At 52.6% G+C, this 22,482-nt stretch carries 21 protein-coding genes; 12 read left to right on the top strand and 9 right to left on the bottom strand.

Going from position 1 to position 22,482, the window contains the following annotated elements; all coding sequences use genetic code 11:
- Window positions 1-132: 132 nt before the first annotated feature.
- The 9 genes from urtA to tcuB all read left to right on the top strand — a co-directional run bounded on the left by urtA (window position 133) and on the right by tcuB (window position 9,860).
- Complete coding sequence (gene urtA / locus AC1W8Y_RS02490) at window positions 133-1,377, top strand: urea ABC transporter substrate-binding protein (RefSeq protein ID WP_482012874.1); 1,245 nt, start codon at window positions 133-135, stop codon at window positions 1,375-1,377.
- A 94-nt stretch (window positions 1,378-1,471) separates the two neighbouring features.
- Window positions 1,472-3,097: an urea ABC transporter permease subunit UrtB gene (gene urtB / locus AC1W8Y_RS02495; RefSeq protein ID WP_482012875.1), complete on the top strand. Its 1,626-nt coding sequence runs from the start codon at window positions 1,472-1,474 to the stop codon at window positions 3,095-3,097.
- Complete coding sequence (gene urtC / locus AC1W8Y_RS02500; protein WP_482012876.1) at window positions 3,094-4,200, top strand: urea ABC transporter permease subunit UrtC; 1,107 nt, start codon at window positions 3,094-3,096, stop codon at window positions 4,198-4,200. The genes urtB and urtC overlap by 4 nt, the downstream gene beginning before the upstream one ends.
- On the top strand, window positions 4,197-5,057 hold the full coding sequence (urtD, locus tag AC1W8Y_RS02505) for an urea ABC transporter ATP-binding protein UrtD (RefSeq protein ID WP_482012877.1): 861 nt from the start codon (window positions 4,197-4,199) through the stop codon (window positions 5,055-5,057). Before urtC ends, urtD begins: the two co-directional genes overlap by 4 nt.
- Window positions 5,058-5,061: 4 nt before the next feature.
- On the top strand, window positions 5,062-5,760 hold the full coding sequence (gene urtE / locus AC1W8Y_RS02510; RefSeq protein ID WP_482012878.1) for an urea ABC transporter ATP-binding subunit UrtE: 699 nt from the start codon (window positions 5,062-5,064) through the stop codon (window positions 5,758-5,760).
- The gene (locus tag AC1W8Y_RS02515) at window positions 5,761-6,465 is read left to right on the top strand and encodes a hypothetical protein (protein ID WP_482012879.1); all 705 of its coding nucleotides are present in this window, start codon (window positions 5,761-5,763) and stop codon (window positions 6,463-6,465) included.
- A 105-nt stretch (window positions 6,466-6,570) separates the two neighbouring features.
- On the top strand, window positions 6,571-7,131 hold the full coding sequence (locus tag AC1W8Y_RS02520; protein WP_482012880.1) for a hypothetical protein: 561 nt from the start codon (window positions 6,571-6,573) through the stop codon (window positions 7,129-7,131).
- 106 nt (window positions 7,132-7,237) lie between these two features.
- Window positions 7,238-8,668 (top strand): FAD-dependent tricarballylate dehydrogenase TcuA, encoded by a 1,431-nt coding sequence (tcuA, locus tag AC1W8Y_RS02525; RefSeq protein ID WP_482012906.1) that lies wholly within the window; start codon window positions 7,238-7,240, stop codon window positions 8,666-8,668.
- The gene (gene tcuB, locus AC1W8Y_RS02530) at window positions 8,655-9,860 is read left to right on the top strand and encodes a tricarballylate utilization 4Fe-4S protein TcuB (protein WP_482012881.1); all 1,206 of its coding nucleotides are present in this window, start codon (window positions 8,655-8,657) and stop codon (window positions 9,858-9,860) included. The genes tcuA and tcuB overlap by 14 nt, the downstream gene beginning before the upstream one ends.
- 22 nt (window positions 9,861-9,882) lie before the next feature.
- Here tcuB and AC1W8Y_RS02535 read toward each other — a convergent pair whose 3' ends face one another.
- From AC1W8Y_RS02535 to AC1W8Y_RS02550, 4 genes are all read right to left on the bottom strand, one after another.
- Window positions 9,883-10,839: a sterol desaturase family protein gene (locus AC1W8Y_RS02535; protein ID WP_482012882.1), complete on the bottom strand. Its 957-nt coding sequence runs from the start codon at window positions 10,837-10,839 to the stop codon at window positions 9,883-9,885.
- The gene (locus AC1W8Y_RS02540; protein ID WP_482012883.1) at window positions 10,832-11,662 is read right to left on the bottom strand and encodes a polysaccharide deacetylase family protein; all 831 of its coding nucleotides are present in this window, start codon (window positions 11,660-11,662) and stop codon (window positions 10,832-10,834) included. The genes AC1W8Y_RS02535 and AC1W8Y_RS02540 overlap by 8 nt, the downstream gene beginning before the upstream one ends.
- A complete protein-coding gene (locus AC1W8Y_RS02545) occupies window positions 11,646-12,641 on the bottom strand; it encodes a YncE family protein (RefSeq protein ID WP_482012884.1) in 996 nt (331 codons plus the stop codon). Before AC1W8Y_RS02545 ends, AC1W8Y_RS02540 begins: the two co-directional genes overlap by 17 nt.
- Before the next feature lie 72 nt (window positions 12,642-12,713).
- Window positions 12,714-13,640, bottom strand: coding sequence for an SMP-30/gluconolactonase/LRE family protein (locus AC1W8Y_RS02550; RefSeq protein WP_482012885.1), 927 nt, complete (start codon window positions 13,638-13,640; stop codon window positions 12,714-12,716).
- 106 nt (window positions 13,641-13,746) lie between these two features.
- On the opposite strand from AC1W8Y_RS02550, the gene AC1W8Y_RS02555 reads away from it, so the two are divergent.
- Both AC1W8Y_RS02555 and aptA read left to right on the top strand, forming a co-directional pair.
- Window positions 13,747-14,214, top strand: coding sequence for a winged helix-turn-helix transcriptional regulator (locus AC1W8Y_RS02555; protein WP_482012907.1), 468 nt, complete (start codon window positions 13,747-13,749; stop codon window positions 14,212-14,214).
- A 198-nt stretch (window positions 14,215-14,412) separates the two neighbouring features.
- Complete coding sequence (gene aptA, locus AC1W8Y_RS02560; RefSeq protein WP_482012908.1) at window positions 14,413-15,738, top strand: omega-aminotransferase AptA; 1,326 nt, start codon at window positions 14,413-14,415, stop codon at window positions 15,736-15,738.
- An 81-nt stretch (window positions 15,739-15,819) separates the two neighbouring features.
- Here aptA and AC1W8Y_RS02565 read toward each other — a convergent pair whose 3' ends face one another.
- Both AC1W8Y_RS02565 and AC1W8Y_RS02570 read right to left on the bottom strand, forming a co-directional pair.
- Window positions 15,820-16,815, bottom strand: coding sequence for a Bug family tripartite tricarboxylate transporter substrate binding protein (locus AC1W8Y_RS02565; protein ID WP_482012886.1), 996 nt, complete (start codon window positions 16,813-16,815; stop codon window positions 15,820-15,822).
- 23 nt (window positions 16,816-16,838) lie between these two features.
- Window positions 16,839-17,816: a Bug family tripartite tricarboxylate transporter substrate binding protein gene (locus AC1W8Y_RS02570; RefSeq protein WP_482012887.1), complete on the bottom strand. Its 978-nt coding sequence runs from the start codon at window positions 17,814-17,816 to the stop codon at window positions 16,839-16,841.
- Between the two features lie 91 nt (window positions 17,817-17,907).
- Here AC1W8Y_RS02570 and AC1W8Y_RS02575 point away from each other — a divergent pair, with 91 nt between their 5' ends.
- Window positions 17,908-19,509 carry a gamma-glutamyltransferase family protein gene (locus AC1W8Y_RS02575; protein WP_482012888.1) on the top strand — a complete coding sequence of 534 codons (1,602 nt, stop codon included), beginning with the start codon at window positions 17,908-17,910 and terminating at the stop codon, window positions 19,507-19,509.
- A 36-nt stretch (window positions 19,510-19,545) separates the two neighbouring features.
- Here the strand turns inward: AC1W8Y_RS02575 and AC1W8Y_RS02580 are convergent, their stop codons facing one another.
- The 3 genes from AC1W8Y_RS02580 to AC1W8Y_RS02590 form a co-directional block, all read right to left on the bottom strand.
- Window positions 19,546-20,283, bottom strand: coding sequence for a hypothetical protein (locus tag AC1W8Y_RS02580; protein WP_482012889.1), 738 nt, complete (start codon window positions 20,281-20,283; stop codon window positions 19,546-19,548).
- A 47-nt stretch (window positions 20,284-20,330) separates the two neighbouring features.
- Window positions 20,331-20,933, bottom strand: coding sequence for a glutathione S-transferase (locus AC1W8Y_RS02585; RefSeq protein ID WP_482012890.1), 603 nt, complete (start codon window positions 20,931-20,933; stop codon window positions 20,331-20,333).
- A gap of 22 nt (window positions 20,934-20,955) precedes the next feature.
- A partial coding sequence (locus AC1W8Y_RS02590; protein WP_482012891.1) for a beta strand repeat-containing protein occupies window positions 20,956-22,482 on the bottom strand: 1,527 nt, incomplete at its 5' end.

A 22,482-nucleotide genomic window follows, 5' to 3' on the forward strand; every position in this document is an offset into this window, starting at 1 on the left:
GACGCATAGGGACGACAAAAGCTGGCATAACCTTTGCTTAAGGTGATTCAACCTCGGTGCAAGACGTGCCGAGTACCTTAAGTTCAACCACAACCGGCCATGCCGGCACGTTTTGTCCCAGGAGCTCTAAAGATGAACCGCAGATTCGCTATTAAACAAATTACGGCAGCCAGTGTATTGGCCATGGCTGGTTGGATGCCTCAATCTTTCGCCGCTGAAGGTACGATTAAAGTTGGTATTTTGCATTCTCTGTCCGGCACGATGGCAATTTCTGAAACAGCGTTGAAAGATGTTGCGCTGATGACCATCGACGAAATCAACGCGGCTGGTGGTGTGATGGGCAAGAAGCTTGAGCCCGTCATTGTTGACCCCGCATCGAATTGGCCGCTATTTGCCGAAAAAGCACGCGGCTTGATTTCGCAGGATAAGGTATCTGTTGTGTTCGGTTGCTGGACATCGGTCTCCCGTAAATCGGTCTTGCCCGTGTTCAAAGAGTTGAACAGTCTGTTGTTCTACCCCGTGCAATACGAAGGTCAAGAGCTTGAAAAGAACGTGTTCTACACTGGCGCGGCACCTAACCAACAAGCGATCCCAGCCGTTGAGTACCTGATGAGCGAAGACGGCGGCAGCGCCAAACGTTGGGTTCTGTTGGGTACTGATTATGTTTACCCACGTACGACGAACAAAATCTTGCGCGCTTTCTTGCTCAGCAAAGGCGTGAAAGAAACCGACATCATGGAGACTTACACACCGTTTGGTCACTCTGATTATCAAACCATTGTTGCCAACATCAAAGCGTTCTCACAAGGTGGCAAAACCGCAGTCGTATCAACCATCAACGGCGACTCAAACGTGCCTTTCTATAAAGAGCTGGGCAATGCAGGCATCAAAGCGACTGACGTCCCTGTCGTCGCCTTCTCAGTCGGTGAAGAAGAACTGCGTGGTATCGACACCAAGCCTCTGGTGGGTCAAATGGCTGCCTGGAACTACTTCCAGTCGCTCAAGAACCCTGTCAATGACAAATTTGTTGCTCAGTACAAAGCCTACGCAAAGGCCAAGAACTTGCCTAACTACGCAACGGCTGTGACTAACGACCCCATGGAAGCGACCTACGTTGGTATGCACATGTGGAAGCAGGCTGTTGAAAAAGCGAAGTCGACTGACACTGACAAAGTAATCGCTGCGATGGGTGGTCAAACCTTCACTGCCCCTGACGGTTTCACCATCAAAATGGACGAAACCAATCACCACTTGCATAAGCCTGTTTACATTGGTGAAGTGCAAGCAGACGGTCAGTTCAAGATCGTTTGGAAAACCAAGGCGCCTGTGCAAGCGGCACCATGGAGCCCGTTCGTCAACGGTGGCAAGCCTGAGTAAAGCTGTGGTTTAACGTTCGGGGCGGACCCAGCAAGGGTTCGTTCCGAGTTATTCTTTTCGCTGTGAAAAAAAATAAAGATGAGACCGCAACAAAATGAAGTCGATTTGTTTCTTCTGGCAACGGGCGTTGCTGACCGTGCTTTTGATTTTGCCCATGCAAGCAGTCATGGCGCTAGATCTGGTCGATCGGGCCGTATTGACGGGATTAGCGAGCGACAACAACAGCGAGAAAATCGAATCGATCAACGCACTCGGGCAACTTACCAGCCCGGGCGCGGTAGCGATTTTAGAGGCACTTAGTAACGACAAAGTCCTTGTCACCCCTGACGGCAATATATTGATTGCCCAAACGTCGGGCAAGGCCTACGACCCAACAACGGGTCAAACAATCGATACCCCTGCGGGCGCAGACACCATCACGATTAACAATCGCTTGCGCCGCGCTGTGCAGGCCGCACAAGCAAGTGCAGAGCTTTACTCACCGACGCGTTCGGTGAAGTTAGCTGCCGTGACGCGCTTACAGAAAGAGGCAGATGCGTCGCGCATCCCCATCATCACCAAGGCGCTAGAAAAAGAACAAGATCCTGAGATCAAACAAGCGCTGATTATTGCCCTGGCCTCCTCAAGCGTCAAAGGCGGCGATCCCGTGGCACGCCGGCAGGCGGCATTTATCTTAGGCGAGAGTGGTGATGCTGGTTTCAGACCTGTGCTTTCTGCGATGTTACAAAAAGACGAAAAAGGCAAGTTTAGCGAACCAGAAAGTGACGTTCGTCTTGCGGCACAAACCGCCATCAACCAAATCGATCGGCACCAGACTATTGTCGCGTGGGTCGGTAACATTTTTTTCGGCATCAGCCTTGGCAGTGTGTTGCTTTTAGCCGCCCTGGGGCTCGCAATCACCTTCGGGCTGATGGGCATTATCAACATGGCGCATGGCGAACTGCTCATGATTGGCGCCTATGCGACTTATACCGTTCAACTGCTCTTCAAAACCTATTTGCCTGGCTTGATCGATCTGTATTTGTTAGCAGCGCTACCCGTTGCCTTTTTCGCCACCGCTTTCGTTGGGATGGCCCTAGAAAGAACGGTGATTCGTTGGCTTTATGGCCGTCCCCTCGAAACCTTGCTGGCAACCTGGGGGATTAGCCTGATGTTGATGCAGGCGGTTCGTAGCTTTTTTGGCGCTCAAAACGTTGAGGTGGCCAACCCTAGCTGGATGACCGGTGGCATCACGGTGCTCGGTGGTTTAGTGCTGACCTATAACCGCATGGTCATTATTGCGTTTGCGTTCAGTGTCGTGGGTATTGTCTGGCTCGTCCTGAATCGGACGCGGCTAGGTTTGTTTGTTCGCGCCATTACACAGAACCGGCGGATGGCGGATTGCGTGGGTGTTGCAACCGGCAAAATCGACATGCTGGCATTTGGCTTGGGTGCGGGGATTGCGGGCTTGGCTGGCGTGGCCTTGTCGCAGCTCGGTAACGTTGGCCCAGATCTTGGCAGGGGTTTCATCGTTGACTCGTTTATGGTTGTCGTTTTGGGGGGGGTGGGTCAACTCGCCGGTACGGTCGTCGCTGCGATGGGCTTGGGTATGCTGAACAAGTTCATTGAACCCTTCTGGGGCGCGGTTATCGCAAAAATCGCTATCTTGTTATTTATCGTCCTGTTTGTGCAAAAGCGTCCGCAAGGCTTGTTTGCACCCAAAGGCAGGAGCGCAGAATGAACGCATCCTCTCTCGCTCTTCATCCTCGTTCAATGGACGGTCTCTTCAGTCGTCAAGCATGGGCCGCCCTCGTGCTGGTTGTCGCGCTGTTCGCCAGCTTGCCTATCCTGAATCTAAGCTTTCCCGATGGGCACGCTCTGCACATTTCGGCCTACAGCATTGGTCTGATCGGAAAATTCATCTGCTATGCCATGGCCGCTTTGGCGCTTGACCTTGTCTGGGGCTATGCAGGTATTCTCTCTTTAGGACACGGTCTGTTCTTCGCACTGGGTGGCTATGGCATGGGGATGTACCTCATGCGTGCAGGTAAAGCATCGCCAGATATTGTGCCGGATTTCATGACCTTCTTAAGCTGGAAGACCTACCCTTGGTTCTGGTCTTTCACCGAACACTTTTGGTACGCCCTGCTGCTAATCCTGATCGTGCCGGGCTTACTGGCCTTTGTTTTCGGTTTCTTCGCGTTTCGGTCGCGTATCAAAGGCGTGTATTTTTCGATCATCACCCAGGCACTGACGTTTGCAGCCATGTTGCTGTTCTTTCGCAACGAAACGGGCTTCGGTGGCAATAATGGCTTCACGGACTTCAAACGTATTTTGGGGTTTGACGTCACCTCGCCGCACACACGGGCGGTTCTTTACTGGGCGTCGCTGACTGCCTTGACAGGCTCATTGATTTTGGGGCGCGCAATCACCGCCTCAAAACTCGGGCGAGTGTTGACAGCTGTCCGGGATGCCGAAAGTAGATTGCGCTTTCTAGGCTATGAGCCCTTGGGATTCAAATTATTTGTATGGACAGTTTCAGCCATGATCTGTGGCGTCGCTGGGGCTTTGTATGTCCCTCAGGTCGGGATTATCAATCCGGGCGAAATGTCCACTGAAAACTCCATCGAAATGGTGATCTGGGTGGCGACGGGTGGTCGTGGTACGCTCATCGGGCCCATCATCGGCGCTGGCGTCATTAACGGATTGAAAACTTGGTTTACGAGCGCGTTGCCAGAATTTTGGCTCTATGCCCTGGGCCTGATCTTTGTACTCGTCACCTTATTTCTGCCACAAGGCATCGTCGGGTTGATTCGACGCCTGACACGGGGGGACAAGAAATGAATACCACGACAACTGCCTCCACCAGCAATCGCCCAGCCTCACCAGACCAAAATGCCAGTGCCGGCGGCGAAGCTTCTTATGGTCGGTTCAAGACCAGCGGCGTCGACACGACACACGGCGCCATCCTTTATCTCGAATCGATCAGCGTTGTATTCGACGGCTTTAAGGCGCTCAACGACCTCTCGCTTGATATTGGGGTAGGGGAATTGCGCTGTATCATCGGCCCGAATGGTGCCGGCAAAACCACCATGATGGATGTCATCACCGGCAAAACCAAACCGACATCGGGAACGGCCTATTTCGGCCAAAGCATCGATTTAACCAAAATGCATGAGTCGCAAATTGCCGATGCTGGTATTGGTCGAAAGTTTCAACGTCCCACCGTATTCGAACAACACACCGTCTTTGAAAATCTCGAACTCGCGATGAAGATGAACAAAGGCGTTCGATCGACCTTGTTCTCGCGCTTATCAGGTGAGCAACGAGACAAGATTGGTGAAACGCTTGACCTACTGAGGCTCACTGGTGAATACCAGCGCGAAGCGGGTTTGTTGTCACATGGTCAAAAACAGTGGCTTGAAATCGGCATGTTGCTCATGCAAGAACCCTTGCTGCTCTTGCTTGACGAACCTGTCGCCGGCATGACCGACGCCGAGACAGAGCGCACCGGCGAATTGCTCAATGATTTGCGCGGCAAGCACTCACTGGTTGTGGTCGAACACGACATGGATTTTGTCACGCAAATTGCGCAACAAGGGAAAGTGACTGTCTTATGCGAAGGATCCGTTTTGGCTGAGGGCACCATGGCTCAAGTACAAAACGACGAGCGTGTCATCGAAGTGTATTTAGGGCGCTAGCATCATGCTGACAGTCAACAACATTGATCAATATTACGGCAGTAGCCACACCCTCAAAGGCGTATCGCTTGACGTCAAGCAAGGCGAGTGCATGGCGCTTTTAGGACGCAATGGGGTCGGAAAAACCACCTTGCTGAAGTGTCTGATGGGCGTTGAACATATTCGGTCTGGTTCGATCAGCTTTGAAAGCCAAGATATCAGTGCCTTTAAACCACACGCCCGCGCCGCCCTTGGCATGGCCTATGTGCCACAAGGTCGTGAGATCTTCGCGCGTTTAACCGTTGAAGAAAATATCCGGATGGGCATGGCCACCAGGTCTGGCCGACAGGCGAGCCATATCAAAGAAGAAGTTTACGAGCTGTTCCCCATCCTGAAATCCATGCTTCATCGCAGAGGGGGTGACTTATCGGGCGGACAACAGCAACAACTTGCGATCGCTCGTGCCTTGGTGGCAGAACCGAAATTGATTATTTTCGATGAGCCGACCGAAGGAATTCAACCTTCGATCATCAAAGACATTGGCCGCGTCATCAGACTACTGCGTGATCGTGGCGATATTGCAATCCTGCTCTGCGAACAATACTTCGACTTCGCGCGTGAACTCGCCGATCGTTTCGTCGTGCTTTCGCGCGGTGAGGTGGTGGCGGCAGGTGGCAGCACTGAGATGGATGGCGAAGACGTCAAACGACATCTGTCGGTGTAGATGATTCCTGTCGCAACCCCCTCTTTTTTGTGGCTGTTTCTCGTCTTCGTCCTGCCAGTATTACTTATCACTGGCGGCCTTTATCTGGTCGCAAAGTTGCTTTACCGGTTTGCCGTTCCGCCGGCGAAATCAACCCCTGTCAAAATGCTCGCACTGCTGGCTGTCGTGCTCGGTCTATCGGTCGTCTGTTGCAACGCGTGGTTTGAGAAAAGAGCTAGACAGTGGAAACAAGAAGACGCTCAGCAATTGAGCCGCATTGAGTCTCGGCGTATTCTCACGCTAGAGGAAGATAGACCGCTGGGTGAAATCGTGATACCAGCAGGATCAACCGTCTACCGTGTGGATAATTTTGATGGTGGCCGCCAGAACTACCCCATCACGTTCACCGACGAATTCGTGGTGCGTCTCGCAAAGCCGTTGTTGATCGCAGGCATTTGGGCCGAGGCGATCGACACCCACAGTCTGACCAGTATGTACCCGAAATTACTGGTGTCTACCGATCAGATGATTCAAGGCAAACCTTGCTTAAAAGGCCAAGTGGCAGAGTTCGACAATTTCGATCATTACCATCAAGATAAGCTAGACGCCAATGGCCACTTGCTGCCGCCCCCAGAGGGCAAAGAAGCTTGGTTTAACCCCGGCATATGGCGCTTTATGGCGTGCAGCGACCGAGAACTCCGATCTTTCGAAATCCCGCCGCGCTGACCCCATCGATTATGATGATAATCAGCCTTGCTATCTGCAGGCTCAACAAGATAAATCGGCGATAAAGCGTTGACTCGCTGACGCTCGCCTCAATACAAGTTACTCATGACCGCAGACCTCACCATACAACCCAGAATTGCCCTTGTCGAAGACATCTTATTACCCTGGAAGGACCGGATCGGCAGCGATTACGAAGGCTATAAGAATCATGTCTACCGCATGCTGCACTGCTGCTTTGCCTTGACGCCCTGCACCGATGATGATCGAAGCAAACTCATCATTGCGTCCTGTCATCATGACATTGGCATTTGGTCAGACCACACCGTCGATTATTTGCCGCCCTCAATCCGCGAGGCCAAACAGTACCTTGTCACGCATCAGCTCGAAGCCTGGGATGAAGAGATCACCTTGCTCATTGATCTGCATCACAAGATCCGGACAATCAAAGGCGAACTCTCGACTCAATACCCTTTGCTCGACATTTTCAGACGGGCTGATCTCGCCGATTTTTCGCTTGGTATGGTCTTAGGCGGGGTACCTCGGACATTCATGCATCGCTTAAAAAAACAGTTCCCCAACGCTGGCTTTCACAAGATGCTAATGAAAGCGGCAAGTGGCTGGTTCGCTCGTCATCCCTTATCGCCCCCGCCATTTATGAAATGGTGACTACTCACAAAAGCTAGCCGCAACCATAACCTACGGAAGGACTTGCGACAAGAGCCCCCATGCTTCAATATAGTGACAGACGAAGTCACAGCAAGGGTAGATCATGATCTGGGACGTGATAGTAGTGGGGGGCGGCAACGCGGCCCTGTGTAGCGCGCTCATGGCCAGAGAGGCTGGCTCGAGCGTGTTAATGCTCGAGTCGTCACCAAAAGCCTGGCGCGGGGGTAACTCGCAGCACACGCGCAACCTGCGTTGTATGCATGATGCCCCACAAGATGTCTTGGTGGATGCCTACCCAGAAGAAGAATACTGGCAAGATTTGCTCAAAGTCACGGGCGGTCAAACCAACGAGGCACTCGCGCGCATGGTCATCCGTGAGTCGTCGACGTGTCGAGACTGGATGCGTAAACACGGTGTGCATTTTCAACCGCCGTTATCCGGCACGCTGCACGTCGCGAGAACCAACGCTTTCTTTATGGGCGGTGGTAAAGCCCTCGTCAATGCCTATTACCGCAGCGCAGAAAATCTGGGGGTCGATATCCGTTATGACTCACCGGTTGACGATCTAGACATTCAGGACGGGGTCTTTGTCGCTGCCATGGTCGGCGATAAGCGATATGAGGGTCGCAGCGTCGTGCTCGCCTGTGGCGGTTTCGAATCCAATATCGCATGGATGCGTGAGGCTTGGGGGCAGAACGAATATGGTGAATACCCGGCCGACAATTTTTTGATCCGAGGCACCCGCTTCAACATGGGGGCCGTGCTCAAAGTCATGATGCGTGAAGGCGCAGACACCATGGGCGATCAAACTCAGGCGCACTGTGTCGCCATCGACGCGCGTGCCCCCCTGTATGACGGTGGCATTTGCACTCGACTTGATTGCGTCTCGCTCGGGGTGGTGTTGAACAAAGACGCCAAACGTTTTTATGACGAAGGCGAAGACTTCTGGCCAAAGCGTTATGCGTTGTGGGGGCGTCTCGTCGCGCTGCAACGCGGGCAAACCGCTTATGTCGTGATCGATTCAAAAGCGATTGGCCGCTTTATGCCACCCGTCTTCGAAGGCGTCATTGCTGATACTTTGCCCGAACTTGCGCAAAAACTCGAGCTCGATGTCGACACATTTATGCAAACCATCACCAATTTCAATGCTGCCTGCCAACCTGGAACGTTTGATCACAACATTCAGGATGACTGTTTCACTCAAGATTTAAGCCCCGCTAAAACTCACTGGGCAAGGCCAATCAATCAAGGTCCTTTTTACGGATACGCCTTGAAGCCAGGCATAACCTTCACTTATTTCGGCCTACAAACCGATCAGCATGCGAGCGTATTTTTTAAGGGCAAAGCCAGCCCTAATATGTTCGCTGCCGGTGAAATCAATGCTGGCAACGTGTTAGGCAAAGGCTATACCGCCGGCGTGGGGATGTCGATTGGTACGGCGTTTGGACGGATCGCTGGCACCGAGGCCGCCAAGGCCGCCTTGCGAATGAAAGAGGTACATCACCAGCAACAAGGGGCAAACCATGCAGTCGCTTGATTCACTGACGCATGAGGCACAACAACTCGCCGGAGGCGATCGCACCAGCAAAGTTGAGCACGCCGTCACTTGGCATGACAAGAAATTAACCCATCACGAAGCTGAAGTGGCACGACAGATGCAAATCTGTAATGCTTGCCGCTATTGCGAAGGTTTCTGCGCCGTCTTCCCTGCCATGACCAGACGGCTGGATTTCGACCACAAAGCGGACCTGAATTACTTGGCCAACCTTTGTCATAATTGCGGTGCCTGCCTACATGCCTGTCAGTATGCGCCCCCGCACGAGTTCGCCGTCAATATCCCGCAAGCCATGGCACGAGTCCGTCTTGAGACCTACACCGATTTTGCTTGGCCCAGAAGTTTCGGCAAACTTTATAAAAACAATGGCATGACGGTGGCGCTTGCGACGGCCTTTGGTCTCACTTTATTCTTGATATTGACCCTCATGGCCAATGGGTCATTGATGAGCCCATCGAGTACTGCCGGTAACTTTTACTCGATCTTCCCACACAACACACTGGCGCTCATGTTTGGGGCTGTGTTTGGCTATGCCTTGCTTTCTTTAGGCATCGGTGTTCGCCGCTTCTGGCGGCAAATCACACCTGGTCATGCCAGCGCGGCGGCGGCCGGTGAAGCGTTTTACAGTGTCTTACAACTTAAGTATTTAGACGGTGGTCACGGCGAGGGATGTAACGACGAGGATGACAGATTCACTTTACGACGCCGCAATTTTCATCATCTGACCTTCTACGGCTTCTTGCTGTGTTTTGCGGCAACGTCGACTGCAACGATTTTTCATTACATATTTGGCTGGGAAGCTCCCTACTCTTATACCAGCTTACCCGTCATTTTAGGCACCCTCGGTGGTATTGGTTTGCTGATCGGTCCGATCGGTTTGATGCGCTTGAACATCCGTCGCGCGCCTATGCACGGTGACAAAGCACAAAAGCCCATGGATCATGCGTTCATCAGCCTGTTGATTTTGACCAGTGCGTCAGGGCTGGGCTTACTGCTCTGGCGCGACACAGCGGCCCTGGCGCTGCTGCTTGCGCTACACCTCGGCATCGTTATGGCGTTATTTTTAACCATGCCCTATGGCAAATTCGCACACGGGATATTTCGTAGTGCTGCTTTGCTCAAGTGGTCGATTGAAAAGCGCATGCCAAACAAACTGGGGCTTGGGTCAGATTAAAACCATGACCGCTCACCCGCAGCTAGCCTAGTCCCACCATGCGCTTTAATCCAAGCCATTGCTGCGCAATGAAACCACGCCCATAGTTTCGACCGCCTGCCTCAGGCAGTTGATCATGGATCCCCGTCTCGGGGTAATTGTTTTCAAAATGCCCAGTGCCAAAGAGCACATCCCAGAGCGGGAATAGCACGGCAAAATTGTGCCCCTTGGCTGGCCCAGCGGCTGACTCATCGTAGTCAATCGAATGATGTTGTCGATGAAAACGTGGGCTAACCAATAAACGCTCACCCCAAGTGCCGAACCAGAGGCGTACATTCGAGTGTGAAAAACTCTCAACTAACTGAGTGAACACAACAATCATGACGAACTGTCCAGGAGGGACACCAATCGCCAGTGAGAGGAGCACCACCACTGAATCGTGCATCAGGCTATCGAGAACGTGGTTGCGGTTGTCGCTCCACATGGTCATTTGTCGCTGACTATGATGCACCGCATGCAAGGCCCAGAACCATGAGTAGCGATGTTGCGCACGATGATAGACGTATTCCAATAAGTCGAAGCTCAATAAATAAATGATCAAACTCACCCAGGGTTGGTCTGTCACGCCGGGCCAAACCCCATCAAGATTGAAAGGTGAAAAACCCAGAACATGCGCCCAACCAGCCGCTGTATCCCAAAACGGTTGTATCGAAAAAAATAACGCAATTCGAAACAGCCCGAGACGATGAAGCAAGGTATAAAAAATATCAATCCTGACCTGCGCACGATCGACGATGGGCTCTACGGGTCGCAACCGCTGAAGGCTGCCGAAAACGAGGATCAAAAAACAGATTTGCAACATACCAATCAATAACCACATGGTCCAATCGTAGGCTTCTTCAATCACACTGCCCAAGCCCAGATTGAACAACAAGGGCTGTACTAAGGTTTCAAACAGCACTTGCTGCGCCGTATCGAACCAATCCAACAAACTATTCACGACCCGTCTCCTTGACGTGGGCAATGGCGCGATAATCGGGGTGCTGATCCAACGTCGCGAAACAAAACCCCTTATCTTTCAACCCGGCAATGAGCGGTTCGAACACGGTTGGTGCCCAGGGGTCTTTTCTGGACCAAATGCCGAGGTGTACAAGAATGACTTCGCCACGTTTAATGGTGCGTAACGCCCGCTCAAGCAGAAAGGCATTGGGGTACTTATCGCTGGGCAGCTCATCACCCATAAAACCTGACGGTGTCCACGGCACGTGGGTGTAGCCACAACTTTTTGCAGCAGCCAAGAGCGCTGGCGACGTTTTACCGCCGGCAGAACGAAAGAGCGGCACCATCTTCTTGCCTGTCATTTGTTCAAACCGAGCCCGCGAACGATCCAGCTCTTCACAATAGTCGGTACCACTGATGACTTTTACCTGATTGGCGTCGGGCCCAGCGCTTGGTTTGACCCGAAACATACCGTCTGGCAAATCAGCTTGCCAATAGACGTGATCAAATGTGTGCGAACCGAAGACGTGGCCTTGTTCTGCCAGTTGCTTCCACCAAGGCGCCCACACATCGTCCATGCTTGAGCCGCCAGTTTTGGTGCGCTCATTGGCCAGAAAAAAAGTGGCTTTGACCTGATGTTGATTAAGCACATCGATCATATGCGGGGCGACCTCCATATGCCCTGTGTCAATCGTTAAATAGATTGGTTTGTCACACGCCGCGTCTGCCGCAGTATCAGACCCGCTTTCAGCGTTTGAGACCGGGTGGACTGCCAACAAAACAAGCAATCCAAAACCGGCAAATACGTTACGAGCGGCTCGCATGATTCAGCGTCCAAACACCGTGTGGGGATTTACCCACCGCCACCGCTTTGACGACTGCCTTTTTCTCAAGGTCGATCACCACCAGTTTACCGGCCCAACGCGCGGTCACCAACAAGGTTTTGCCGCCCTCCAGGACTTCCATGCAGTCTGGTCCAGCGGGCGTTTTGTACGTATCCACCACCGTCATTGTTTGTAAGTCAATGCGGCTGATGGTGTTCGCTGCGCGATTACTGACAAATAAATGACGCTTGTCACCCTGCGATCTGAACGCATGCGCACCATCGCCGGTTTGAATCGTTTTAACCAGTTTGGCTGGGCCATTCGACACGTCGTAGACTTGCACGCCGGTACCGCCTGTTAGCGCAACGAGTATGTTTTTATCATCTGAGGTCAAAAAAATGTCTGCCGGCGTTTTTCCCACAGGCACGACCCACAGTGGCTTCTGCGTGAGCAAATCAATCGCAATCAACTCTTCACTGTCTTGCAAAGAGGCGTAAACGATCGTGCTTGCGCTGTTGATGGCTAAATGGCTTGGCGTTTTACCCGTGGGGATTCGTTTCACCAAGACGGGCTCAAACCCGCTGCCCTTTGCTTGCCACTTGTAGATATCGACATGATTTAAACGATTTGCTGCGGTAACAAACCATTTCATGTCGGGGGAAAAACGTAAATGGTAAGGATCCACCATATCCGTTAACGTTCGTTGAATATCCCCGGTTTTAGGGTCAATAAACGTGATCGTGTTGCCTGTGGCATTCGCCACCAATGCCGATTTACTGTCAGGCGTCATGTAAATGTGATGTGGCTCTTTGCCGACGGAGATACGCTTGATCTCTGCATAAGTGACAGGATCAATCACACTCACACTGGCACTGAGTGAGTTCAGCACCAGAATCGGTGGTGCCGCCCAACTCAGCGCAACCGACATGAGACCGGCTAACAGGACGCTTGCTTTAAACAACCACGAAATCTTAAACATTTACGCTCGGAAAAAAATACTTACCTTCATTTTCTCACAAAGCCCCTTGCGAAGGCCGTATTGGCGTATTTTTTATTGTGGGATTCTTTGATACATGGGCATGCCTGGTTCAGGCAATTGTGCGACGAGGATAGTCCCCGTGGTCGAGTCTGTGCAATACAACGTCTTATTGTCAGGCCCACCAAAAGCGATGTTTGTGACCGCCTCACCTGCGGGACTTTGCCAAAGACCGATAGGCTGACCCTTGGGGTTGACCAGCCAGACATACCCCAACCCTGGATTTGCAATCACCAGATTGCCGCTTTGATCCATCGCGATGCCATCAGGCCCGGTGGTGCCGTACGACGTGAAGAACTGGCCTACTTTAGCCAAACTGCCGTCCTCCATGATCGGCCCTCGCCACACACAATTACCGCGCGTGACCGCAACGAACAGCACTTTTTCATCAGGCGACAGCACAATGCCGTTCGGGCTCGGTACATTGCCGAGCAACAGATCAAGCTGACCATCCAGACGCAAGCGATAGACCCGGCCAGTCGGATCATGTAAGCCAGTTTGCCCCTGATCCGTAAAATAGATATTGCCTTGACGATCGATCGTCAGATCGTTAAGCCCTTTAAATCTTTCGGTATTGCGACGTTGCAACAGGCTAGTAACCTCGCCAGTATCCACGCGAACGGTGATCAAGCCATTTTTGTAATCCGTCACCAGCAAGATGCCTGGAGACATGAACTTCATTCCGTTGGGCTCGCCATCGTATTCGACGACGAGTGTCCACACCCCCTTCGGATCAATTTTGAAAATCCTCCCGTAGGGGATGTCCGTGACGAACAAGTTCCCCGCATCGTCAAAGACGGGCCCTTCCAAAAAGCAATCCAACGAGACCCCGCCGCGGTTGGCAGCACCCCAGACCGACTGGGTGCCTCGCCGCCTGAAATGCTCAGGCATCGTGGTAAATATCTCAGAGGTTTTGATAACGGGTGGATTGATGAAAAACACGTGAATCTCCTAGTTCGATGGATTAATTGCTTTTAATTGATAAAAATCAGGTGTATTTCACTAAAATAAGAAACCAACACACGTTTTTTGAGAGTCTCTTGTCATGATGCGTGAACTTGATCGGATAGATCTAAAAATTCTCGACGTCCTTCAGCGCGACGGCCGGATATCCATCACGGATCTCGCCGAAAAAGTCAGTTTATCCGCGACCCCGTGCTCAGAACGAGTCAAACGCATGGAGCGCGAAGGCGTCATCACAGGATATTACGCCCGCGTCAATCCTGCCGCCTTAGGTAAAAATTTGTTGGTCTTTCTCGAGATAAAGCTTTCAGCAAAATCTGGAGACGTCTTTGACAAAGTCAAAGAAGAGCTGCTCTACGTGCCCGAAGTGATGGAGTGCCACTTGGTTTCTGGCGATTTCGATTATCTGGTCAAAGCGAGATTGCCCGAAATGAACAAATACCGACAACTGCTCGGCGAAATTTTAAAGCGTCTGCCCGCGTCAGCAGAGTCGCGCAGCTATGTTGTGATGGAAGAGATCAAAGAAACGCTTTATTTGCCGGTAGATCGCTAATTCGTCACAACCACTGCGTGAAAAACGTTTTCGTCACAACATTCAGGTGCAAAGCGTCTGCTTCTGTATTACAGTAAATAACAATAAGAAATTTCTTACCTTTAACAAAAGGTTACGAGCAACCCCATCGGGGGTCGCGTGACCGATATCCGGTATGAATACCGCAAAGAGGTTCGCATGAATGCCATTACCGAACACATGAATCTGGCCACAGAGCTGGATATGTCCAATTACTGGATGCCCTTCACCGCTAATCGTCAGTTCAAAGCGCAGCCGCGTTTGCTAAAAAGGGCAAAGGGCATGTACTACACGACGATCGACGATCGCCAAGTGATTGATGCAAGTGCTGGGCTCTGGTGCGTCAATGCGGGTCATGGCCGTGAAGAAATTATCGAAGCCGTCCACAACCAGATGATGGAGATGGATTACGCGCCGTCGTTTCAAATGGGCCATCCCATCGCGTTTGAAGCAGCCAGCAAAATCGCTGCAGTGATGCCCAAAGGACTAGATCGTATCTTTTTTGCGAATTCTGGCTCTGAAGCGGTCGATACCGCCTTAAAGATTGCCTTGGCTTACCACCGGGCACGGGGTGAGGGCACTCGTACTCGTTTGATCGGTCGCGAACGCGGCTACAGCGGGGTCGGTTTCGGCGGTATCTCTGTGGGTGGTATTCCTGCGAATCGCAAGGCGTTTTCGGCCAACCTCATCCCAGGCGTCGATCACCTGCCCCATACCCTGAACTTAGAGCATGCGGCGTTCAGCAAGGGCCAGCCTCTTTGGGGCGAACACTTGGCCGATGAGCTCGAGCGCATTGTTGCTCTGCACGATGCGTCCAACATCGCAGCGGTGATTGTCGAGCCAGTATCTGGCTCGACTGGCGTGCTAATCCCACCCAAAGGCTATCTCGAAAAGCTGCGTGAAATTTGCACCAAACACGGCATTCTGCTGATATTTGACGAGGTCATCACAGGGTTTGGACGCGTCGGCGCAGCGACAGCCAGCGAACTGCTTGGCATCACACCAGACCTGATTACGATGGCAAAGGCCATCAACAATGCCGCGATCCCCATGTCTGCAGTTGCGGCATCACAAAAAATTCACGATACCGTGATCAACAGTGGTGCTGCGAATTCGATCGAACTATTTCACGGCTACACCTACTCCGCACATCCTGCAGCCGCTGCTGCTTGTATCGCGACGCAAGATATCTATCAGCGTGAAGGTTTATTCGCGCGTGCCGCCCAGATGGCACCGAAGTTCGAGGCAGCTATCCACAAGTTACGTGGTGAGCCTTTTGTGAAAGATATCCGCAACATGGGGTTGATGGGTGCCGTTGAGCTTGAATCACGTCCAGGTGCTCCTGGCACACGCGCTTACGACGCCTTCCTGAAATGCTTTGAAAAAGGCGTGATGCCTCGCTTCACAGGTGACATTCTGGCATTCTCACCACCATTGATCGTCTCAGAAGCACAAATTGACGAGATCTTCTCGACAGTTCGCGCAGCACTCCACGAGATCGCTTAACACCCGACCGATCGTTTGATGTAAAAATTTGCCCAGCTCATTTGGCTGGGCATTTTGTTGCTGCAACCACCACCCTAACCCTTAATTACTATCGGCCTGAATGTTGGCGTCATGGGCTACCTTCGTCCACAGCGCAATGTCACGCTGCAGGGTCTGTTTAAAGCCGTCTGAGCTCGACGGATGGGCGACCAAACCAAAACTGGCGAGCGTCTCGCGATGATCCGCAGCGGTCAGTATTTTTTTAAACGCATTGTTTAACCGTAGCGCAATTAAAGACGGCAACTGACTCGGTGCAAAAATGCCATACCAACTGTCCGCAATAAACTTAAGTCCCTGTTCATCAAAGGTGGGCACCTCGGGTAAGGCGGGCGAGCGTGTGGTGCCTGCTGCAGCCAACGCAATCACTTTACCTGCCCGAACCTGAGGCGGGCTCGCGCCTCCATCCCCAAAGGCCACCATAATTTGCCCACCGATCAAGTCGTTCATCATGGGGGCTACGCCTTTATAAGGCACATGCTGCATCTCTATATTGGCAACCTTCTTGAGGTACTCGCCTGCAAAATGCCCCCCAGATCCGTTGCCCCACGAACCAAAGCTATACGTGCTTGGATGCGCCCTCACGACCTCGATGAACTCTGCTACCGTTCGCGCCGGAAAACTCGGATGCACCAACAACAGATTGGGCGAATAACCCAACAACGTAATCGGTGTGAAATCCGCCACGGGGTCGAAGGTTTGTTTGATCCCCATCGCCACGGGCAATGCGTGCGTACCGGTGATGCCAATGGATAGCGTATAGCCATCGGCGGGTGCGTTAGCACAGGCCTGTGAACCGATCATGCCACCCGCACCTGCTCGGTTCTCAACGATGACGGTCCGTCCCAAATCGCTCGACAGATGCGTGGCAAGGAAACGACCAATCAGGTCAGTACCACCACCTGGCGGAAACGGCACGATCAATTTAATTGGCTTTGCCGGGTAATCCATCTCAGCCGCCCAAGCATCTCGCTGAGGCAGGCTTGCGACTCCTAGGGTCAATCCTGCCAGACCCATTAAATCTCTTCTTGTCTTATTCATGGCTGTTTGTCTCCTTCAACGACTTATTCGATTTTGATGTTCGCCGCCTTAATAACGTTAGACCATCGCTGAGTTTCCTTTTCAATCATGGCACCGAAAGCCTCGGGCGTACCAAACACGAGGTCAACCCCTTGGTCGCGTAGCTTGGCAGAAATGGCAGCATCCGACAGCACCGCATTTAGTGCGGTATTCAACTGTGTCACCACCGCTCTATCCATCTTTGCGGGCCCGACAAATCCGTACCAAGTCCCGACGTCATACCCTGGCAGACCCGCCTCGGCAATGGTGGGAATGTCGGGTGCGACCTGAGAACGCTTGACCGTCGTAACGCCCAAAGCTCGCAACTTACCGGTTGCAATCAGAGGCAACATGGTCGGTAGATTCGGGAACATCATGGTGACAGTACCTGACATGACATCTGGGATGGCCACGCTTGTCCCTTTATAAGGGATATGGTTTAACTCGACCGCTGCTTCTTTCATGAAAACCTCGGCGGACAAATGCACCGAGCTACCATAGCCGGAAGAAGCGACATCAAGTTTGCCGGGGTGTGCACGTGCATAGGCCATTAATTCCTTCAAATCTTTAAAAGGAGAATTGCCTGCGACGACCAACACATTGGGGGCTGTCAGCACTTGCCCGATGGGGGTGAAATCTTTGACGGGATCATATTTGGCCGAGGGATAAAGGGACGGGTTGACCGCATGCCCAACCGATGTAAAAAACAGGGTATAGCCGTCGGGGGCCGACCGAATCACCGACTCAGTCGCAACCCCGCCATTCGCTCCGGGGCGATTTTCAACGACGATGGGTTGACCAAGACGTTCACTCATCGCTTGCGACACAATGCGAGCGACCGTATCGGTCGTGCCACCTGGTGTGAAACCCACGACCACTCGAATCGGTTTGTCAGGATAGCTAGCAAGGGCTTGGCTACAGACAGCCACCCCACCAGTAACAACCACAAGGCCTATTAGGCGGGCAAAGAGAGTAGCTCTCACGGCGTTAGACTCCTGGTGAATGGAATAACAACTGCCACAAAGTGTAACTGCCTGTTAAAGTCACGCCTAAACATCTTAGGAGGCTCCCTTCATGGACTGGCAACAACCCTTTCAATCCGCTCGCAAGCCACTGCTGGCCAGAAACGTCGTTTCAACCTCGCAACCGTTAGCAGCACAAGCGGGGATCTCAGCGATCGCTCGCGGCGGTAACGCAGTTGACGCCGCGCTCGCAGCTGCTATCTGCTTGACTGTGGTCGAACCCACCATGAACGGTATCGGCTCTGATAATTTTGCGCTGATCTGGGATGGCAGCAAGTTGCACGGCATGAATGCTTCAGGTCGCGCACCAGCCGCCTGGAGCCCAGAGCGATTCAAGGGTATGACCAAAATACCTGACCGTGGCTGGGATACGGTCACTGTACCTGGCGCGGTCTCTGGTTGGGTCGCACTGTCGAAGAAATTTGGCAAACTACCCTTCGCCGATCTGTTCAAGGATGCAATTCGTCACGCTCGCGATGGGTTTCCGGTTGGCCCGACGGTAGCTCGGCAATGGCAAACACAATCGAAAGACTTAGTCGATGTCCCTGGCTACAAGCAAGCGTTCATGCCCAATGGTCGCGCGCCTGAAGCCGGTGAAATATGGCGTTTTGCAGATCAGGCAACCACGCTGGAAGAAATTGCAGCAACGGAGGGCGAGTCGTTTTATCGAGGTCGTCTCGCTAAAGCCATCGCCAACTTCTCAAAGGAATGCGGCGGCGCAATGACAGAAGCCGATTTGGCAGCGCACCAAGCTGACTGGGTTGAACCTATCAGTACCAATTTCCGCGGCCATGACGTCCACGAAATACCCCCGAACGGGCAAGGGATTGCTGCTTTGCTGGCACTCAATATTCTTTCACACCTACCCTACGATCAAACAGCGGTCGGCTCACCTGAGCGCATGCACTTGGAAATCGAAGCGATGCGCGTATCGTTTGCCGATCTTTACGAGCACATCGCAGACCCCGCACACATGCGCGTAACACCTGCAGAAATTCTGTCGGACAGCTATGCGGCCAAACGCGCCAGTTTGATTGATGTCAAGAAAGCTGGCCAATACAAAGCCGGTTCACCCAAAGTGGGTGGTACCGTTTACCTCTGCGCGACCGATGCGAACGGGATGATGATCTCGCTGATTCAATCCAACTATAAAGGGTTTGGCTCTGGTGTCGTTGTCCCTGGTACCGGCATCTCTTTGCAAAATCGCGGAGCAGGCTTTGTCTTGACGCCCGGCCACCCTAACCTGGTCGCTGGGGGCAAACGCCCCATGCACACCATCATCCCTGCCTTCATGACTTGTGACGGCAAAGCTGAAATGGCTTTCGGTGTGATGGGCGGCAATATGCAAGCGCAAGGGCACATGCAAATGGTGTTGCGAAACGTCGTTGAGGGTCGCAATCCACAGGCTTGCGCTGATTCGCCACGCTGGCGCATCAACGATGTCGGTGATCTGATGGTCGAGCAACATGTCCCTCAGTCGGTCGTCGAGGGATTGATTGCCATGGGACACACCCCAACAGTGGCGCCGGCCGATAGTCTCGATTTCGGCAGCGCTCAGCTGATCCAGAAACTCCAGGGGGATACTCAAATGGGTGGCCACGCATACGCGGCTGGGTCTGATCCCCGCAGAGACGGACAAGCGGTCGGGTATTAATTGAGCGTTGCGGTGATGTCTAACGTCTGGGTAAATTTATTTAACGTTAGACGACACCAACTCGCCCGTGAGCTTGTAATTCAGCGTACCGTTATCGCCGTAGGTCTCGTTGATCAGCTTGATATACCGCTTGGTTTCAGGTGCATACCAATAGGCTTGATAGATTCTGCCAGAGGTAACCTTTTCAGTATTTTGACTTGACGACCCAATGGGTGCGTCTAAATCGGCTTTGCTCTTTATTTGAAAAACGGACGCTGGGGTTGTGGTTCTAGCCACCCACTTACCCTCAGCCTCAATCTTGATGGCGTAGAACTGCCCGGCTTTGACAATGATCGACTCTGGCTCAAGGACTTCATAATTAATCGTCGTCTCTTGCTTCTTGTTTGGCGAATCTTCTGAGTATTGCACTTGCCACTTTTTGCCCTTGGTCAAGGGGAAGTCAAAGGGTTGGGTGATCACGACTTCTTTCTCATTAATCGTCCTGAAATCCGACCAGTTCAACCCCTGCACAAACGTACGAGCCGGGCTGACACTACCGATCGTTGTCGCGGTGATATAGATACCCGAGCGCGTCACCCGGGCCACTGAAAGCTCGTTACGGTAGTCGGTCCAGCGGCCGTTAGTAAAGCTCGAGAAAGCATAAAGCCATTTATTGCCCTCTTCAACAACGGGTTGGGCAAGTTTAGGGTCGGGCGCCACTGGGGCCGCCAGGGCTAGCGTCGCGCAGCACATGAGATTGACGAAACCGGTGATCAGCAGAAATAATTTGTTCATGGCATTGATTGCGTTAACTCACCAAAGGTCGACAGAAAAAGTTTACCTCAGGGATGCTTTCGCATGACGGTCAAAAACAAGTCGCTATTTAGCCATTCGGCCAGCCATCGTTGTGTATTGGGCAAGGCAGCTGCCTCAAACCAAGTCAGGTCAACGGCGGCAAACTGTCGAACAAACGGAAAAATCGCCACGTCCGTCAGGCTAGCATGATGGCCGTTTAAGTATCGATGATGAGACAGCACCGTCTCAAGCGTATTGATGAGGTGTTCAACCGCTTGCTCTCGGTAAAAGGTCTGTGTGTGTTCAGGGTAGCGTTCAAAATATTTATACCGATCAAGAGACTGTTTGAACACACCATCGTTGAGCTTGATCAAATCCTTATTGCGCGCATCGCGGGCGTTTGCTAACCAGTCTGCGGGATCATGCTGAGCGAGAGCCCAGTGCATGATCGCTAGACTTTCGTCAATAACCTCGCCATTAGTACACCGCAACACGGGGACGGTTCCCTTTGGGGAAAGCGCCAGCATCTCAGCGGGTTTGGCACGCAGACTGACCTCTTTGAGTTCGACGGCCACGCCTGATTGCCAAATGGCCATGCGTGCACGGATCGCATAAGGGCAGCGGCGAAAGGAGTAAAGAACGTGAGTCATTCACCAGGTTACGTCATTAGATTCAGGATTGTCCTACGTTATAACAAACCATGATGGTCGAGTCAGCTACCTTGCCTGATCCAGTCTCGATACCACCGGTGCAATCGGTGCCCCCGTACGCCCCCTCCAGCCCGGCCAAACTGAATGTACCGACGCCATTTTGTGCCGTAGCCGTCAGAGATGAAGTCCGCGAAGATACTGAAGGCAGATTTATCCCTGTCAGCGGGTTCACGAACGTCACCGTGGTTGTCGTCTGCGTCGGCGTGGTTCCACTGATTGCCGTCTTATTCGTTGACGTCAATGTTGAAACGGGCAGAACTGTGGGGTTCACCGCAACCACTGTCGCGGAAACGACCAAAGCGGTCGATGCCGCTGGCGTTGGTGGTGCTAGTTGACGATACAACAATTGATACTTGCCCCCCCCATTAATCGTCTGTCCGTAGGCGCTGTAGTACTGCACGCTCATTGCGACGGCACTTGAGCCCGTGGTCACGGTTGGCAGGCCGGTACTAGCCGATGAACCTGAATATAGATAGACGGTTCCTGTCCCATTGTTTTGAATGGTATTGAGCGCGGCAGATGTGAGATTTTGACTAGTCAATTGACCGCCAGTCGAGGTGCCCGCAGCAATCGCTGTCCCGGCGGCGAGCACGACGTTGCCATTACCGTTGTTCACAATCGTTGGGTTCGCGACATTGCCATACTGAGATACGATGGTGACCCCGGCATCGCTATTTTGGGTGATGAAGGGCAGGGCTCCGTTGGTTGTGGTGTTTGCCGCTCCCACCGTCGAGCCCAGTCCAGCCGAGTCGTAGCCGCTGGCAGTTAAGGTGATGGCGCCTGCTTTTGCCCCATTCGTGATAACGGCGCCGTTATCCAGTTGCAAGTTGGCTGAGCCGCCACCGCTCGAACTGATTGAAGTATTGCCATTGGTTGAATTATTCGTGATGGTCGCGTGGTTGATCACCACACCGCGGCTACCTGACCCATTGATGGCGACGGCGTTGCTACCCGCAGTGAACGTTCCAGTATTGGTGATTTTGCTGCCATTCCAGATCACCACCCCTGCGTCGCCACTGGTTGTGCCATTCACCGAGAGAGCACCAGCGCCAGAGACCGTCGTCGTCGACCCACTGATCTCAACTGCGTGACCTAAACCTGACGTGCCGACGATATTCAACGCTGCGTTGTTCGCATTCAGTGAACTTTGTAAGTTCACACCTGTGTTGAAGCTACTTGAACTTGTCGAATAGCCATTAATATTGGCTGTCGCCGATGTAATCTGTGTGGCTGCACCAACATATAAACCAGTACCTGTCAGAGAGATTCCCGTCACGGCAACCGCCTTGTTGCTTGGCGTAGTCAAGGTAGTCGCTGCACCAATATTGACCCCGGTACCTGAACCAGTCGACGTCCCAGAGACGCCTACCGTCCCGGTCGTGCTAGAGATCGTCGTCGCTGCATTGACATATACCCCAGAATTACTCCCGCTCGTGCCGTTAACGGCAATCGAACCAGCAGAACTTAATGTGCTCGCTGAGCCTACGTA

The organism is Jezberella sp. (genome assembly GCF_964834465.1).

Bases quoted from the DNA above. Each gene is read 5' to 3' on its own strand.
- AC1W8Y_RS02545 (WP_482012884.1), bottom strand. From the start codon at position 12,641: ATGTTTAAGATTTCGTGGTTGTTTAAAGCAAGCGTCCTGTTAGCCGGT.
- urtA (WP_482012874.1), top strand. From the start codon at position 133: ATGAACCGCAGATTCGCTATTAAACAAATTACGGCAGCCAGTGTATTG.
- AC1W8Y_RS02515 (WP_482012879.1), top strand. From the start codon at position 5,761: ATGATTCCTGTCGCAACCCCCTCTTTTTTGTGGCTGTTTCTCGTCTTC.
- AC1W8Y_RS02565 (WP_482012886.1), bottom strand. From the start codon at position 16,815: ATGAATAAGACAAGAAGAGATTTAATGGGTCTGGCAGGATTGACCCTA.
- AC1W8Y_RS02580 (WP_482012889.1), bottom strand. From the start codon at position 20,283: ATGAACAAATTATTTCTGCTGATCACCGGTTTCGTCAATCTCATGTGC.
- urtE (WP_482012878.1), top strand. From the start codon at position 5,062: ATGCTGACAGTCAACAACATTGATCAATATTACGGCAGTAGCCACACC.
- urtD (WP_482012877.1), top strand. From the start codon at position 4,197: ATGAATACCACGACAACTGCCTCCACCAGCAATCGCCCAGCCTCACCA.
- AC1W8Y_RS02555 (WP_482012907.1), top strand. From the start codon at position 13,747: ATGCGTGAACTTGATCGGATAGATCTAAAAATTCTCGACGTCCTTCAG.
- tcuB (WP_482012881.1), top strand. From the start codon at position 8,655: ATGCAGTCGCTTGATTCACTGACGCATGAGGCACAACAACTCGCCGGA.
- aptA (WP_482012908.1), top strand. From the start codon at position 14,413: ATGAATCTGGCCACAGAGCTGGATATGTCCAATTACTGGATGCCCTTC.
- AC1W8Y_RS02520 (WP_482012880.1), top strand. From the start codon at position 6,571: ATGACCGCAGACCTCACCATACAACCCAGAATTGCCCTTGTCGAAGAC.
- urtC (WP_482012876.1), top strand. From the start codon at position 3,094: ATGAACGCATCCTCTCTCGCTCTTCATCCTCGTTCAATGGACGGTCTC.
- AC1W8Y_RS02540 (WP_482012883.1), bottom strand. From the start codon at position 11,662: ATGCGAGCCGCTCGTAACGTATTTGCCGGTTTTGGATTGCTTGTTTTG.
- AC1W8Y_RS02585 (WP_482012890.1), bottom strand. From the start codon at position 20,933: ATGACTCACGTTCTTTACTCCTTTCGCCGCTGCCCTTATGCGATCCGT.
- urtB (WP_482012875.1), top strand. From the start codon at position 1,472: ATGAAGTCGATTTGTTTCTTCTGGCAACGGGCGTTGCTGACCGTGCTT.
- AC1W8Y_RS02575 (WP_482012888.1), top strand. From the start codon at position 17,908: ATGGACTGGCAACAACCCTTTCAATCCGCTCGCAAGCCACTGCTGGCC.